13 protein-coding genes and 1 riboswitch are annotated in these 14,963 nt (G+C 69.2%); of the genes, 10 read left to right on the top strand and 3 right to left on the bottom strand.

The window, feature by feature from the left end; all coding sequences use genetic code 11:
- The first annotated feature begins 31 nt into the window (after nt 1-31).
- From KIH07_RS23240 to KIH07_RS23275, 8 genes are all read left to right on the top strand, one after another.
- Nucleotides 32-988: a Bug family tripartite tricarboxylate transporter substrate binding protein gene (locus tag KIH07_RS23240; protein WP_226494214.1), complete on the top strand. Its 957-nt coding sequence runs from the start codon at nt 32-34 to the stop codon at nt 986-988.
- Between the two features lie 7 nt (nt 989-995).
- Entirely contained in the window at nt 996-2,321 is a 1,326-nt protein-coding gene (gene gudD, locus KIH07_RS23245) for a glucarate dehydratase (protein ID WP_226494215.1), read from the top strand.
- Between the two features lie 175 nt (nt 2,322-2,496).
- Nucleotides 2,497-3,609: an SMP-30/gluconolactonase/LRE family protein gene (locus KIH07_RS23250; protein WP_226494216.1), complete on the top strand. Its 1,113-nt coding sequence runs from the start codon at nt 2,497-2,499 to the stop codon at nt 3,607-3,609.
- Nucleotides 3,610-3,639: 30 nt separating this feature from the next.
- Nucleotides 3,640-4,599, top strand: a complete 960-nt coding sequence (locus KIH07_RS23255) for a 2-hydroxyacid dehydrogenase (protein WP_226494217.1) — start codon at nt 3,640-3,642, stop codon at nt 4,597-4,599.
- 31 nt (nt 4,600-4,630) lie between these two features.
- Entirely contained in the window at nt 4,631-6,178 is a 1,548-nt protein-coding gene (gene garD, locus KIH07_RS23260; protein ID WP_226494218.1) for a galactarate dehydratase, read from the top strand.
- 148 nt (nt 6,179-6,326) lie between these two features.
- Nucleotides 6,327-7,295, top strand: coding sequence for a Bug family tripartite tricarboxylate transporter substrate binding protein (locus KIH07_RS23265; RefSeq protein ID WP_226494219.1), 969 nt, complete (start codon nt 6,327-6,329; stop codon nt 7,293-7,295).
- A 19-nt stretch (nt 7,296-7,314) separates the two neighbouring features.
- Complete coding sequence (locus tag KIH07_RS23270) at nt 7,315-8,448, top strand: L-talarate/galactarate dehydratase (protein ID WP_226494220.1); 1,134 nt, start codon at nt 7,315-7,317, stop codon at nt 8,446-8,448.
- Nucleotides 8,449-8,452: 4 nt separating this feature from the next.
- Nucleotides 8,453-9,484, top strand: coding sequence for an aldose epimerase family protein (locus tag KIH07_RS23275; RefSeq protein WP_226494221.1), 1,032 nt, complete (start codon nt 8,453-8,455; stop codon nt 9,482-9,484).
- 28 nt (nt 9,485-9,512) lie between these two features.
- Here KIH07_RS23275 and KIH07_RS23280 read toward each other — a convergent pair whose 3' ends face one another.
- Genes KIH07_RS23280 through KIH07_RS23290 form a run of 3 tightly spaced genes read right to left on the bottom strand, consistent with a single transcriptional unit; the run spans nt 9,513 to nt 11,883 of the window.
- Nucleotides 9,513-10,409 (bottom strand): NUDIX hydrolase, encoded by an 897-nt coding sequence (locus tag KIH07_RS23280; protein ID WP_226494222.1) that lies wholly within the window; start codon nt 10,407-10,409, stop codon nt 9,513-9,515.
- Nucleotides 10,410-10,448: 39 nt separating this feature from the next.
- Complete coding sequence (locus KIH07_RS23285; RefSeq protein ID WP_226494223.1) at nt 10,449-11,612, bottom strand: mechanosensitive ion channel family protein; 1,164 nt, start codon at nt 11,610-11,612, stop codon at nt 10,449-10,451.
- Nucleotides 11,613-11,640: 28 nt separating this feature from the next.
- Entirely contained in the window at nt 11,641-11,883 is a 243-nt protein-coding gene (locus tag KIH07_RS23290; RefSeq protein WP_226494224.1) for a hypothetical protein, read from the bottom strand.
- Nucleotides 11,884-12,202: 319 nt separating this feature from the next.
- On the opposite strand from KIH07_RS23290, the gene KIH07_RS23295 reads away from it, so the two are divergent.
- Nucleotides 12,203-13,501: an NAD(P)/FAD-dependent oxidoreductase gene (locus KIH07_RS23295; protein ID WP_226494225.1), complete on the top strand. Its 1,299-nt coding sequence runs from the start codon at nt 12,203-12,205 to the stop codon at nt 13,499-13,501.
- Between the two features lie 203 nt (nt 13,502-13,704).
- Nucleotides 13,705-13,806, top strand: a riboswitch (guanidine-I (ykkC/yxkD leader).
- Between the two features lie 52 nt (nt 13,807-13,858).
- Nucleotides 13,859-14,887 carry an ABC transporter substrate-binding protein gene (locus KIH07_RS23300; RefSeq protein WP_226494226.1) on the top strand — a complete coding sequence of 343 codons (1,029 nt, stop codon included), beginning with the start codon at nt 13,859-13,861 and terminating at the stop codon, nt 14,885-14,887.
- The last annotated feature ends 76 nt before the right edge of the window (nt 14,888-14,963 follow it).

Below are 14,963 nucleotides of genomic sequence, written 5' to 3' on the forward strand. Positions count from 1 at the left end.
GCTCCTTTTCTGAATCTCCGGAGACATCGACATGAAAAAGCTCTTGTGCGCGCTCACCGCGGCACTCTCCCTTTCCAGCGCCTTCGCCTGGCCCGACAAACCGGTCACGCTCGTCGTGCCCTTCCCGCCCGGCGGCTCCACCGACCTGATCGCGCGCACGCTCTCGGGCAAGCTGCCCGAGAAGCTGGGTGGCGGCGCGACGGTGGTGGTGGAAAACAAGGCCGGTGCCACCGGCACCATCGGCGCGGCGCACGTGGCGCGCGCGCCGGCCGACGGCCACACCCTGTTCGTCTCCTCGCTCGGCCCCTTCGTGATCGCGCCGCACCTGTTCAAGGTGAGCTACGACGCGCTCAAGGACTTCGACACCATCACCGTGGTGGTGCAGGCGCCCAACGTGTTGGTGGTGCCCGCGGTCTCGGCGCACAAGTCGATGGCCGACGTGATCGCCTACGTGAAGGCCAACCCAGGCAAGATGACGTTTGCGTCTTCGGGCAACGGCAGCAGCGACCATCTGACGGCCGAACTCTTCTGGCAGCAGACCGGCACCAGCGGCGTGCACGTGCCCTACAAGGGCGGCGGCCCGGTGATGAGCGACCTGCTGGGCAACCAGGTGGACTCGTCGTTCATGAACATCAACACCGCCATGCCGCAGATCAAGGCCGGCAAGCTGCGCGCCCTGGCCATCACCAGCGCCAAGCGCTCGCCGCTGCTGCCCGACGTGCCCACGCTGGAGGAAAGCGGCGTGAAGGATGCCAACGTGCAGTCCTGGCAAGCCGTGGCCGCACCCAAGGGTCTGCCGGCCGACGTGAAGAAGCGCGTGCACGAGGCCATCGTCAGCACCTTCAAGGACCCGCAGGTCAACGGCAAGCTGCTGGAGCTGGGCTTTGAACTGGTGCTCAACACCCCCGAGCAGTTCGCGGCCTTCCAGGCCAGCGAATTCGCGCGCTGGCAGAAGCTGATCACATCGCGTGGCATCAAGGCAGATTGAGTTCACCATGACCGCACCGATCGTCCAGTCGATGCGTGTGGTCCCGGTCGCCGGCCGGGACGGCATGCTGCTCAACCTCTCGGGCGCGCACGCGCCCTTCTTCACGCGCAACATCGTCATCGTCACCGACAACGCGGGCCACACCGGCCTGGGCGAGGTGCCGGGCGGCGAGAAGATCCGCCAGACGCTGGAGGACGCACGGCCGCTCGTGGAAGGCCAGACCGTCGGCAACCTGCAGGCGATCCTCAACGCCATGCGCGCAAAGTTCGCCGACCGCGACAGCGGCGGGCGCGGCCTGCAGACCTTCGACCTGCGCACCACCATCCACGCCGTCACTGCCGTGGAGTCGGCCCTGCTGGACCTGATGGGACAACACCTGGGCGTGCCCGTCGCGGCCCTGCTGGGCGAAGGCCAGCAGCGCGATGCGGTGCAGATGCTGGGCTATTTGTTCTTCGTCGGCGACCGCAACAAGACCGACCTTCCCTACGCGAGCGAACCCGACAACGCCGATGACTGGTGCCGCCTGCGCCACGAGGCGGCCATGACGCCCGAGGCCGTGGTGCGCCTGGCCGAGGCGGCGCAGAAGCGCTACGGCTTCCAGGACTTCAAGCTCAAGGGCGGCGTGCTCGCGGGCGACGCCGAGGTGGAGGCCGTGACCGCGCTGCACGAGCGCTTCCCCGAGGCCCGCGTGACGCTGGACCCGAACGGCGGCTGGCTGCTGAAAGACGCGATCCGCCTGGGCCACAAGATGCGCGGCGTGGTGGCCTACGCCGAAGACCCGTGCGGCGCCGAAGAGGGCTTCAGCGGCCGCGAGGTGATGGCCGAGTTCCGCCGCGCCACCGGCCTGCCCACCGCCACCAACATGGTCGCCACCGACTGGCGCCAGATGGCGCATTCGCTGGCGCTGCAAAGCGTGGACATCCCGCTGGCCGACCCGCATTTCTGGACCATGGCCGGCAGCGTGCGCGTGGCGCAGACCTGCCGCGACTGGGGCCTGACCTGGGGCAGCCATTCCAACAACCACTTCGACATCTCGCTCGCCATGTTCACCCACGTGGGCGCGGCGGCCCCGGGCAAGGTCACGGCCATCGACACCCACTGGATCTGGCAGGACGGCCAGCGCCTGACCAAGGACCCGCTCAAGATCGAAGGCGGCTACGTGCAGGTACCGAAGAAGCCCGGCCTGGGCATTGAGATCGACATGCCCGAGGTCGAGAAGGCCCACCAGCTCTACCTGCAGCACGGCCTGGGCGCGCGCGACGACGCGATGGCCATGCAGTACCTGATCCCGGGCTGGAAGTTCGACAACAAGAAGCCCTGCATGGTCCGATGACGCTCCCCCCGCGCCGCCTTCGGCGTCACCCCCCAGGGGGCGATGCCTGCCGACTGGCGGAGCCAGATCGGCGGCATCCCCGGTTCGGTGACTTCTCGCGAGGCAGGTGCGGCGTCGTTGAAGCAGATGGCTGAAGTGATGAACAGAACCGCCCGATGAACACGAGGAGACAGACATGAACACCCCCGCTCCCGACACCCGCCGCCAGTTCCTGAAAGCCGCCAGCGCCGCCGGCCTGGCCGCCACCGGCGCGCCCGCCTTCGCGCAGGCCTTCGCCTTCGTCCCCAACCAGCGCTACCCCGATCCGTCGGTGCAGATCCTCGACCCATCGTTCGCGAAGTACCGCATCTACAGCAGCACCGTCGAGCAGGTCGCCACCGGCATGCGCTGGGCCGAAGGTCCGGCCTACTTCCCGGGCGCGGACGGTGCGCCGGGCTATCTGCTGGTCAGCGACATCCCGAACAACCGCATCATGAAGTTCGACGAGAAGACGGGTGCCTTCAGCGTCTTCCGCGGCAAGGCCAACTGGGCCAACGGCAATACCCGCGACCGCCAGGGCCGCCTGATCACCTGCGAACACTCGGTCACGCGCCGCGTCACCCGCACCGAGACCAACGGCAAGCTCACCGTGCTGGCCGACAGCTTCGATGGCAAGCGCCTGAACGCGCCCAACGACATCGTGGTCAAGAGCGACGACTCCATCTGGTTCACCGACCCGCTGTTCGGCATCAACGGCGAGTGGGAAGGCTTCAAGGCCAAACCCGAGCAGGCCACCACCAACGTCTACCGCATCGCCGCCGACGGCAAACTGACCGCCGTCATCACCGACCTCGTCAACCCCAACGGCCTGGCCTTCAGCCCCGACGAGAAGAAGCTCTACGTGGTGGAGTGGAAGGGCACGCCCAATCGCAGCATCTGGGCTTACGACGTCAACGCCGACGGCACGGTGACCAACAAGAGCAAGCTGATCGACGCGGCCGACTTCGGCGCCCTCGACGGCTTCAAGGTGGACCGCGACGGCAACCTCTGGTGCGGCTGGGGCAGCAACGGCGCCCTGCAGGCCGAGCCCAGCGACGTGGATGGCCGCAAGGTCTACCAGCTCAAGGGCAAGCCCGAAGACCTGGACGGCGTGATGGTGTTCAGCCCCGCCGGCAAGCCGCTGGCCCACATCCGCCTGCCCGAGCGCTGCGCCAACCTCTGCTTCGGCGGCCCCAAGGGCAACCGCCTCTACATGGCCAGCTGCCATTCGCTGTACGCGCTGTACGTCGAGGCACACGGCGCCGTCTGACCCTTACCCCCTGCCTCCGCCACCCCCCGCATGACCGCGTCCACCGCCCCCGGTTCCACCGTCCTGCAGATCGGCCCGCTGATGCCGGCGCTGGAGGCCGTCCTGCGCGAACAGCACGAGGTGCTGGGTGCGCAAGCGCTGACCGCCGCCACGCCGCTGGCCGACATGGGCGATGCGGCGTGCATCACGGCGGTGGTGACCTCGGCGCCGGTGGGTGTGCCGGCGGTCTGGCTGGCGCAACTGCCCTCGCTGAAGGTGGTCTCTTCTTTCGGCGTCGGTCTCGACCAACTGCCGCTGGACGCCGCCCGTGCCCAGGGCCTGCCCGTGGGCTACACGCCCGATGTGCTCAACGACTGCGTGGCCGACCTGGCCATGGGCCTGCTGATCGACGGCGCGCGCCGCATCGCCGCGGCCGACCGCTTCGTGCGGCGCGGCGACTGGCTGCAGGGTCGCTACCCGCTGACCACCCGCGTGAGCGGCAAGCGGCTGGGCATCGTGGGCCTGGGCCGCATCGGCCAGGCGGTGGCCCGCCGCGCGGCCGGTTTCGACATGGACATCGCCTACAACAACCGCCGCCCGGTGGATGGCGTGGCCTGGCGCCATGAGCCCTCGCTGCCTGCGCTCGCACAGTGGGCCGACTTCCTCGTGCTCACCGTGGCCGGTGGCGCCGGCACGCGGCACCTGATCAACGCCGAGGTGCTGCGCGCGCTCGGCCCCAAAGGCCTGCTGGTCAACGTGGCTCGCGGCAGCGTAGTGGACCAGGCCGCGCTGATCGCCTGCCTGCACAGTGGCGAACTCGGCGGCGCAGCGCTGGACGTGTTCGACGACGAACCTCACGTGCCCGCCGCGCTGCTGGCAATGGAGAACGTGGTGCTGGCGCCGCACATGGCCAGCGGCACCCACGATACCCGCCAGGCCATGGCCGACCTGGTGCTGGCCAACCTGCACGCCGGCCTGGCGGGTGAACCCTTGCCCGCCCGCGCGGTCTGAACCCCATCGCATTCGACAAGGCCCTTTCCCGATGAACGCCCCCGACACACCCCGCACCATCCGCATCCACCCCGACGACAACGTGGCCGTGGTGGTCAACGACGGCGGCCTGCCCGCCGGCACCGCCCTGCCCGGTGGCCCCACGCTGGTGCAAACCGTGCCGCAAGGCCACAAGGTCGCGCTGAGCGACCTGCCCGCCGGCACCGCCGTGCGGCGCTACAACGTGGTGATCGGCCACACGGCGGTGGACATTCCCGCTGGCGGCTGGGTCAACGAACAACGGCTGGTGATGCCCGAGGCCCGCTCGCTGCAGGGCCTGCCGGCGCCGCAGCCGCCGGCCGATCTGCCACCGCTGGAAGGCCACACCTTCCAGGGTTATCGCAACGCCGACGGCAGCGTGGGCACGCGCAACCTGCTGGCCGTGACCACCACGGTGCAGTGCGTGGCCGGCGTGCTGGAGTTCGCTGTCGAGCGCATCAAGAAAGAGCTGCTGCCGCACTACCCCAACGTGGACGGCGTGGTGGGCCTGACGCACAGTTACGGCTGCGGCGTGGCCATCGACGCGCCCGATGCCATCATCCCAATCCGCACGGTGCGCAACCTCGCGAGCAACCCCAACTTCGGCGGCGAGGTGATGGTGCTCAGCCTGGGCTGCGAGAAGCTGCAGCCCGAGCGGCTGCTGCCGCCCGGCAGCATCCCGATTTCGGACGAGCGCCAGGGTCCGGACGTGGTCGTGCTGCAGGACGAGAAGCACGTCGGCTTCATGTCGATGATCGATTCGATCCTCACGCAGGCGAAAACCCATCTGGAACGCCTGAATCGCCGCCAGCGCGAAACCTGCCCGGTGAGCGAACTGGTGGTGGGTGTGCAGTGCGGCGGCAGCGACGCCTTCTCCGGCGTGACCGCCAACCCGGCCGTGGGCTTTGCCACCGACCTGCTGGTGCGCGCGGGCGCCACGGTGATGTTCAGCGAGAACACCGAGGTGCGCGACGCGGTGGACCAGCTCACCCGCCGCGCCGCGACGCAGGCCGTGGCCGACGCCATCGTGCGCGAACTTGGCTGGTACGACGCCTACCTCGCGCGCGGCCAGGCCGACCGCAGCGCCAACACCACGCCCGGCAACAAGAAGGGCGGCCTGTCCAACATCGCCGAAAAAGCCATGGGCTCCATCGTCAAGAGCGGCAACGGCCCCATCCACGGCGTGATCGGGCCCGGCGAGAAGGTGAACCGCAAGGGCCTGATCTTCGCCGCCACGCCCGCCAGCGACTTCATCTGCGGCACGCTGCAGCTGGCCGCCGGCATGAACCTGCACGTGTTCACCACCGGCCGCGGCACGCCCTACGGCCTGGCCGAATGCCCGGTGATCAAGGTGGCCACGCGCAACGACCTGGCGCGCCGCTGGCACGACCTGATGGACGTCAACGCTGGCCGCATCGCCAGCGGCGAGGCCAGCATCGACGAGCTGGGCTGGGAGCTGTTCCACCGCATGCTGGCCGTGGCCAGCGGCGAGAAGACCTGGGCCGAAAAGTGGGGCCTGCACAACGACCTCGTCCTCTTCAACCCCGCGCCGATTACATGAAACACCCCCTGCGCCGCTTCGCGTCACCCCCCTCAAGGGGGGCGGCACTGGCCGTCCGGCAAAGCCGGCCCGGCGGTGCCCTGGAGTCCTTCACCTCATAGCCGGCTGTTCGACCGGTCTTTCTTCCATCCACCCCGGAGACACCACCATGATCCACCGCCGACACCTGATCGCCGCGTCCGCACTCGCTGCCCTGCCCCTGGGCGCCTTCGCGCAAAGCGACTACCCCAGCAAACCGATCAAGATCATCGTCGCCTTTCCGCCCGGCGGCACCAGCGACGTGATGGCCCGCATGGTGGCCGACCCGCTGTCCAAGATCCTCGGCCAGCCGGTGGTGATCGAGAACGTGGGTGGCGCCGGTGGCGTGATCGGCACCGAGCGCGGCGCCAAGGCCCCCGCCGACGGCTACACCATCGTCCAGACCGGTGTGGGCCAGAACGCCGTGGCGCACGGCCTGGACCCCAACCTCAAGTACGACTCGGTCAAGGACTTCATCCACATCAGCCATGTGCACAGCGGTCCCAACGTGCTGGTGGTCAACGCCAGCCAGCCCTACAAGACCCTGGCCGACCTGGTGAAGGCCGCCAAGGCCAACCCCGGCAAGCTGGACTACGGCTACACCCACGCCGCTTCGGGCCACATGGCGATGGAGCTGTTCAAGCAGACCGCTGGCATCTTCATGACCGGCATCCCCTACCGCGGCGGCGGCCCCATGATGACCGCGCTGCTGGGCAACGAGATCCCGATGATGTTCATCAACCAGGACGTGGCCCTGCCCCACATCGAGGCCGGCAAGCTGCGCCCGCTGGCGGTCTCCAGCCTGCAGCGCAATAGCCTGTACCCGGACGTGCCCACGGTGGCCGAGTCCGGCTACCCGGGCTTCGAGGCGCTGAGCTGGTCGGGCATGTCGGTGCCCAAGGGCACGCCCGCGCCCATCGTGGCCAAGCTCGAAGCCGCGTTCAAGGAAGTCATGTCCATGCCCGCCATCAAACAGAAGATGGAAGGCAACGGCTTCGTGGTGCCGGTGCAGGGCTCCAAGCCCTACTCGGACTTCGTCGCCAGCGAACTGCAGCGCTGGGTCAAGGTGATCAAGACCGCGGGCATCAAGCCGCAATGACGACGGGAGCCGCCCGCCCATGAGCCAGCTTGCCGACCGCATCGCCTGGATGCGCATCTCCTCCTGTGTCCTGCCGCTGGCCACCCCGATCAGCGACGCCAAGGTGCTGACCGGGCGCCAGAAGCCCATGACCGAGATCGCGATGCTGTTCGTCGAACTGCAGACCGAGCAAGGCCACGAAGGCCTGGGCCTGAGCTACAGCAAGCGGGCGGGCGGGCCGGGGCAGTTCGCGCACGCGCAGGAGATCGCACCGAACCTCATCGGCGAAGACCCGAACGACATCGCCCGCCTGTGGGACAAGCTGTGCTGGGCGGGTGCGTCGGTGGGGCGCAGCGGCCTGTCCACCCAGGCCATCGGCGCGTTTGACGTGGCGCTGTGGGATGTGAAGGCGCGGCGCGCGAACCTGTCGCTGGCCAAGCTGCTGGGCGCGCACCGTGAGTCGGTGCGCTGCTACAACACCTCGGGCGGCTTCCTGCACACGCCCATCGACCAGCTCAAGGTGAACGCCGCCGCCTCGGTGGCGCGCGGCATCGGCGGCATCAAGCTCAAGGTGGGCCAGCCCGACGGGCGCATCGACATGCAGCGGGTGCAGGCCGTGCGCGAACACCTGGGCGACGGTGTGCCGCTGATGGTGGACGCCAACCAGCAATGGGACCGACCCACCGCGCAGCGCATGTGCCGCGCGCTCGAGGGCTTCAACCTGGTCTGGATCGAGGAGCCGCTGGACGCCTACGACCACGAGGGCCACGCCGCGCTGGCGCAGCAGTTCGACACGCCGATTGCCACCGGCGAGATGCTGACCAGCGCCGGTGAGCACTGGGACCTGATCCGCCACCGCGCGGCCGACTGGCTGATGCCCGACGGCCCGCGCGTGGGCGGCATCACACCCTTCCTGAAGATCGCTGGCCTGGCGCAGCACGCCGGCCTGATGCTGGCGCCGCACTTCGCGATGGAGCTGCACGTGCACCTGGCCGCGGCCTACCCGACCGAGCCCTGGGTCGAACACTTCGAGTGGCTGGAGCCGCTGTTCAACGAGCGCATCGAAATCGCCAACGGCCGCATGCAGGTGCCGACGCGCCCCGGCCTGGGCCTGTCGCTGAGCGAGCAGGCGCGGGCATGGACGCGCGAGCGCGCCGAGATCGGCCAGCGCTGACCCCATGCACCCCACCCCCGCCCTGGACCCGCGCCGATTCGAAGCCAGTGTGGCCGGACGGCCGGTGCGCCTGTACCGGCTGAGCAACCGCCACGGCATGGAGGTGGCCATCACCAACCTCGGTGCCAAGATCCTGCAGCTGCTGGCGCCCGACCGCCACGGCGTGCTGGGCGACGTGGTGCTGGGCTACGACAGCCTGACCGCGCTGCAAGCCGGCGCGCCGTCCATGGGCGCTTTCATTGGCCGCTACGCGGGGCGCATTTCGCAAGCGCGTTTTGACTGGGACGGTGTGCCCCATGCGCTGCAAGCCAACGCCGGGCCGCACAGCATCCACGGCGGGCCGGCCGGCCTGCGCTTTCAGGTGCTGAACGCCGAGCAGCCCGGCGCACAGACGCTGGCGCTGACGCACCGTTTTGAGCAGGCGGTGGACGGCTTCCCGGGCAACATGGACCTGCGCCTGGTCTATCGCCTTACCGACGACAACGAACTGGTCGTCGAACACGAGGCCAGCATGACCGAAGGCAGCAGCCCGGCCAGCTTCGCCTGCCACGCGTTTTTCAATCTGGACGGGCCGGGCAGCGACATCAACGGCCAGCGCCTGCAGCTGAATTCACGCGAGCTGCTGGCCACCGATGGCGACAACGTGCCGACCGGCGCGCTGCACTCCCTGCACGGCCACGCGCTGGACCTGCGCAGCCCGCAGCAGCTGGGCGCCCTGCCCGACATCGACCACGCCTATGTGCTGGCCGCGGGCGACGGCCCCGCAGCGCGGCTGGTGGCCCCGCAGAGTGGCCGCACGCTTGAGGTCTGGACCGGCGAGCCGGTGCTGCAGGTCTACGGCGCGGGCCAGCTGGGCAACGGTGAGGTGCCCGACACCGGCAAGGGCGGTGCGGTGCACCGCCCGCGCGCCGCGATCTGCCTGGAGGCCCAGCAGTACCCGAATGCGGTCAACTGCCCGGGCTTTCCACAGAACCGGGTGAGCCCGGAGCGGCCGTACCGGGCGGTCACGCGGTACCGGTTTGGTGTGGTGGCTTGATGGGTGGGTGTTGGGGTCTCACCCCAACCTACGGCGTGGGACTCAGGCTCAACAAGGCGGCCAAGCCGCCATCGGCTTCGAATCTCTGGTTGCGGTAGGCCAGGCGGGTCGGCCCAGGCCAGGCGCGCTGCGCCACGCTGTGGCGCGGGTCGCCGGGGTAGCAAATCACACGCACGCCGTCTTCGTCATCAAACGGCTCGGGCTCGATCAGCGCGGGCGGACGGCTGCGCGCGGTGGCCAGGACCTGGGCCACGTCCGCGTGGCGGCCGAGCTGGCTCAGGCTCATGATCTGCGGCGGCGCCAGGTCGATCTCGCCGGCCCAGAAGCGTTCCAGCGCGCCGCGCGGCGTCAGCCACACGGCTTCGGTGGCTTCGAAGGCGCAGTGTTGCGCGGTCTGCTCCGGCGGGGCCACGGCGACGAAGAAGCGGGTGTCGAAACGCTTGTTGGTCACCGAGGGCACACGCGGCGTGACCCAGCGCGACCACGGCAGCAGGCTCGATACCGCCAGCGGCAGGCCCAGGCGCCGCAGCGCGGTGGCGAAGCCGAGGCCGCCCGCCGTGTGTTCGCGCAGGCGGTGCAGCGCCCCGGGCTGCACCGCCAGGCCCAGCAGCAGGCCACATTCTTCAAAGGTCTCGCGCAGCGCCGCCGCGTGCAGGCCCACCGCGGTGTCCGGGTCCAGCCCGGGCTCGCCCAGCCCGCGCAGGCAGTGCGCCGCCGGCCGGTCCAGCGCGGCCGGGTCCACCTGCCGGTCCGCGGCGTCGAGCTTGCCGCCGGGGAACACGTGCACGCCGCCCAGCACGCCCGAGTTGCCGTGGCGCCGCACCATCAGCACCTGCGGCCCGGTGGGCCCGTCGCGCAGCACCATCACGGTGGCGGCGGGCACGGGCGGGGTGTGGACGGTCTCGGCGTTGATGGGGATGGCCATGGCGCGATTGTCCCCGAGGCCCGCCGGGCCACGCGTCGCTCACGTGTGGCTGCTGCGGCTCCGCGGCGTTTCCATCTGCTCGGCGCCGCCCTCCACCGGCTCGGCGGGCGCGGGCGCCTCACCCACGGGCCGCGGCGCAACCCGTGGTTCTTCGAGCACCACGTCCGAGCGCTGCCGCGGCAGGCACTGCGGGTATTCGCGCTGGATGAAGTGGATCAGCTGTTCGCGCACATGGCAGCGCAGGTCCCACGCGGCCGGGGCCGAGGCCGCGGTCACCAGACAGCGCAGCTGCATGGCGCGCTCGCCCGCTTCGGTCACCTGCAGCAGCGCGAGCCGCCGGTCCCAGTGCGGGGACGACTCGCAGGCCTGCTGCAGCGCCTCGCGCAACGGCTCCAGCGGCATGCGGTAGTCGACCCACAGGAACACGGTGCCGATGAGTTCGGAAGTGCTGCGGGTCCAGTTCTGGAACGGTTTTTCGATCCAGTGCTGCAGCGGCACGATCAGGCGGCGCTGGTCCCAGATGCGCACCACCACGTAGGTGCCTGTGATTTCCTCGATCACGCCCCATTCGTTTTCGACGATCACCACGTCGTCGATGCGGATCGGCTGACTCAGCCCGATCTGCAGGCCGGCGATGAGGTTGCCCAGCACCGGGCGCGCCGCGAAGCCCGCGATGATGCCGACCACGCCGGCCGAGGCCAGCAGGCTGGTGCCGACCTGGCGCACGGCCGGGAAGGTCATCAGCATCAGGGACACCCCGATCAGCACCACCAGGCCCTGCGACACGCGCGACAGCACCAGGGTCTGGGTCTGGATGCGGCGCGCCGCGAGGTTGTCCGCGCCGGCCAGCGGGTTGGCCTCGATCACACCCCGGGCCACACCATGGACGGCGCGGGCCAGCAGCCAGGTCACGGCGCCGATCAGCAGCAGCGCCGTCCAGCGCTCCGCGCCCGGCAGCCAGGCCACACCGGCGGGCACCCGCTGCCACACCGGGTTGAGCGCCAGCAGGTAGAGCAGCACGTGGGCGGGCGCCTGCACGGCCCGGCCCATGCTGGCGGTCACCGGTGCGGCGCGCGTGGCCCGCAGGAAGATGCGTTTACCGGCCTGGTAGACGGTCTCGGCGATCAGCGCCACCAACAGGGCCACGCCCAGGGTGGGCAACCATTCGATCAGGGAGGGGGGCAACCAGCTGAAAAATTCCATGCCGGTTTATAGCCCGGACCGAGAAGGGTCAACCAACGCCACCGCCTTCGACGGGCTCGCGGTCACGCTCGTCCGCCTTGCGGAACACGACCTCGCCCGTGGGCACGTGCACCACGCGGATTTCCCGGCCGCCCGGCACGGTGTGGCTCTTGGCGGCCACCACCACCGCCAGCTCGCCATCGTCCAGCCAGATTTCCGCCTGACCCGACTCGGGCAGCAACGGACTCACGATGGGAGATTCGCTCTCGATGCGGTAGGTCTGGCCTGACATGGTGAACTCCGTTGGGGGTAAGCGCCGAATCGTGAACCGACAAGTTTCCGATCAAACCCTGGCCGCTTCTGTGTGGCAACGCACACCAGCGCCATCCTCGCTCGCCACGGTTGCCTGGGATTCTTCGGGTCGGTCGCCACCGGGCGGGCTGTGGAGCGCGTAGTGTGGGTGTTGTGGAGGCGGTATGCAATGGCTGCCCGCGTACCCACACACGCGGTCCGGTCTGTCGCAGACGCCCAGGCCGGAAAATGGGAACCTCTGACTGCAAGGGCGCGGGCAACGGAAAACACGCCGTTACACAAGAAACAAGAAGGACAGCATGAACATTCGCATCGTGATCGTGGGCGGTGGCGCAGGCGGCCTGGAACTGGCCTGCAAGCTGGGCCGAAAGCTCGGCGTGGAGCAGGTCACCCTGGTGGACCAGCAGCTGTTCCACATCTGGAAGCCCTCGCTGCACGAGGTGGCCGCGGGCACGCTGGACATCCACCAGGAAGGCCTGTCCTACGAAATGCTGGCGCACGACAACCGCTTCAACTTCTGCCTGGGCGCCCTGACCGGGCTGGACCTGGCGCGCAAGGAGATCCAGGTGGCACCGGTGCTGGACGAACACGGCGAGGAGCTGGTGCCCGCGCGCAGCCTGCCCTTTGACCAACTGGTGCTGGCGGTGGGCAGCACGGCCAACCATTTCAACGTGCCCGGGGCGGCCGAACACACGCTGTCGCTGAACCGGCCGGCCGACGCCGAACACTTTCGCCTGCGCATGCTCAAGCTGCTCACGGCCGCCGAGCTGCGCAAGAGCGCGGGCGTGCCGGGCCAGGTTCGCGTGGTCATCATCGGCGGCGGCGCCACCGGCGTGGAGCTGGCCGCCGAGTTGCGCGAGGCCAGCGTGGTGCACTCGCGCTACGGCTTTCGCCGGCTCGACCCGCAGCGCGACGTGCAGATCACCCTGATCGAAGGCGCCGATCGCATCCTCGCGCCCCTGCCCGAGAAGGTGTCGCAGGCGGCCACGAAGCTGCTGAAGGAACGCCATGTGGCGGTCGAGACCGGTTGCCGCGTGGCACGCATCACGCCGGCCCAGGTGGAAGACGCCGGGGGACGCGTGTTCCCCGCCGACCTCGTGGTGTGGGCCGCCGGCATCAAGGCGCCCGAGATGCTGGCCACGCTGGGCCTGCCCACGAACCGCAGCGGGCAGCTGGAGGTGGAGCCGACGCTGCGGGTGAAGGGCCAGAGCGACATCTTCGCCCTGGGCGACTGCGCGGCCTGCCCCACGGCCAGTGGCGGCTGGGTGCCCCCGCGCGCGCAGGCCGCGCACCAGCAGGCCAGCCACCTCTACCAGACGCTGATGGCGCGCGCCATGGGCCGGCCCGAGCGGACCGGCGCCTACGTCTACCGCGACCACGGCTCCCTGGTGTCGGTGGGCACGCAGACCTCGGTGGGCAACCTCATGGGCAACCTGTTCCGTTCCACCTGGTATGTGCAGGGCGCGCTGGCGCGCACCATGTACGTGAGCCTGCACCTGATGCACCACCAGGCGGTGCTGGGCAGCCTGCGCACCGCCGTGCTGGCGGTGGCGCGCTTCCTCGTCAAGCGCGCCACGCCGCTGGTCAAGCTGCACTGAGAGGCTGGGCACGGCACGGGCGGGCACCAACAACGGGCGGTCGGCAGCACCACGCACCGCTCCAGCCGCACCAGCTTGGGGTTTCCGAACCGGTCGCCACGGCGCGCCAGGGGCTGTGCCCCTGCGGTGCGGGCTGGCATGGTTTCTGCTGATAGCCAACCCGCAAGAAGAGCGGTTTGGGGTCTGACCTGCAAATCCTCAGCACACAGGTGCACTAGGGTTCCGATCACGCGTGGCGTGGTGTCTGGTCCGAGAGTGTGCCGGCCTCATCGCAGGCTCCACGGAGGGACAAAAGCCCGGGAGAACGATCACCGATCGGTTCTTCTGCACGTCCCACCAACCCTTGGAGTCCCTCTGATGAAAAACACCGCCTTCACCGCCAGCAGCCTGCGTTCTTCTTCGCGACGCCACCATTTCCTCAAGCCCGCCCTGGGCCTGGCACTCACGCTGGCCACCGCTTCGGCCTTCGCGCAGACCTCGATGAAGCTGGCCACCGTGGTCTGGGTGGGTTACGGTCCGTTCTATGTGGCCGACGCGCTGGACCTCTACAAGAAGTACAAGCTCAAGGTCTCGCTGCAGGTCTTCAACGACCCGGCGCTGATTCCAGCGGCCATCGCCTCGGGCGCGGTCGACGGCGGCATGCTGACCTACGACCAGGTGGTGGGCCAGGTGGCGGCGGGCCGCGCCATGAAGGTGGTGATGCCCATCGACTACTCCAACGGCGGCGACGCCATCGTGGCCGACGGCAGCATCGGCAAAGTGGCCGACTTCAAAGGCAAGAAGATCGGCTACAACCCGCTTTCGCCGAGCGACTTCCTGCTCTCCTACGCGCTCAAGACGGTGAACCTGAGCGAGAAGGACATCAGCCCCGTGAGCATGACGCCCGAAGCGGTGCCGGCCGCGATGGCCTCGGGTGCACTGCCCATCGGCGTGACCTACGAACCCAGCCTGTCGCAGGTGCTCGGCCAAGGCGGTGGCAAGAAGTTCAAGGTGGTGTTTTCGTCGAAGGACGCGCCAGGCCTGATCGCCGACGTGCTGGTGTTCGACGACAAGGTCATCAAGGCCAAGCCCACCGAGATCACCGGCATCATGAAGGCCTACCTTGACGGCCTGGCCTACATGAAGGCCAAGCCCGATGAGGCCAACAAGATCATCGGCAAGTTCATGGGCGTGTCGGCCGCCGAGGTGAAGGAACAGCTCGGTGGGGTCTACAACATCCCCGCCGCCGAGATGCCCAAGGCCTTCATGAAGGCGAAGGAAACCACCTCGTACTACGCCAGCGGCGACATCATCGGCCAGCTGCTCCTGGCCAAGGGCCAGATCAAGACCGTCCCGGCCACCGAAGCCACCTTCGACGCCGCGCTCGTCAAGGCGCTGGCCAAGTAAACCCCGCTCAGAGATTTCCGCCGCCCGTGCCGCTGGCACGGGTGCGCGGAGCGCTGGCCACCCCGCGTTCCCCGCA

Origin of the sequence: Hydrogenophaga taeniospiralis, assembly GCF_020510445.1 — a bacterium.
Lineage (GTDB): Bacteria > Pseudomonadota > Gammaproteobacteria > Burkholderiales > Burkholderiaceae_C > Hydrogenophaga.

Bases quoted from the DNA above. Each gene is read 5' to 3' on its own strand.
- KIH07_RS23275 (WP_226494221.1), top strand. From the start codon at position 8,453: ATGCACCCCACCCCCGCCCTGGACCCGCGCCGATTCGAAGCCAGTGTG.
- KIH07_RS23250 (WP_226494216.1), top strand. From the start codon at position 2,497: ATGAACACCCCCGCTCCCGACACCCGCCGCCAGTTCCTGAAAGCCGCC.
- garD (WP_226494218.1), top strand. From the start codon at position 4,631: ATGAACGCCCCCGACACACCCCGCACCATCCGCATCCACCCCGACGAC.
- KIH07_RS23240 (WP_226494214.1), top strand. From the start codon at position 32: ATGAAAAAGCTCTTGTGCGCGCTCACCGCGGCACTCTCCCTTTCCAGC.
- KIH07_RS23280 (WP_226494222.1), bottom strand. From the start codon at position 10,409: ATGGCCATCCCCATCAACGCCGAGACCGTCCACACCCCGCCCGTGCCC.
- KIH07_RS23290 (WP_226494224.1), bottom strand. From the start codon at position 11,883: ATGTCAGGCCAGACCTACCGCATCGAGAGCGAATCTCCCATCGTGAGT.
- KIH07_RS23255 (WP_226494217.1), top strand. From the start codon at position 3,640: ATGACCGCGTCCACCGCCCCCGGTTCCACCGTCCTGCAGATCGGCCCG.
- KIH07_RS23285 (WP_226494223.1), bottom strand. From the start codon at position 11,612: ATGGAATTTTTCAGCTGGTTGCCCCCCTCCCTGATCGAATGGTTGCCC.
- KIH07_RS23295 (WP_226494225.1), top strand. From the start codon at position 12,203: ATGAACATTCGCATCGTGATCGTGGGCGGTGGCGCAGGCGGCCTGGAA.
- KIH07_RS23270 (WP_226494220.1), top strand. From the start codon at position 7,315: ATGAGCCAGCTTGCCGACCGCATCGCCTGGATGCGCATCTCCTCCTGT.
- KIH07_RS23265 (WP_226494219.1), top strand. From the start codon at position 6,327: ATGATCCACCGCCGACACCTGATCGCCGCGTCCGCACTCGCTGCCCTG.
- gudD (WP_226494215.1), top strand. From the start codon at position 996: ATGACCGCACCGATCGTCCAGTCGATGCGTGTGGTCCCGGTCGCCGGC.
- KIH07_RS23300 (WP_226494226.1), top strand. From the start codon at position 13,859: ATGAAAAACACCGCCTTCACCGCCAGCAGCCTGCGTTCTTCTTCGCGA.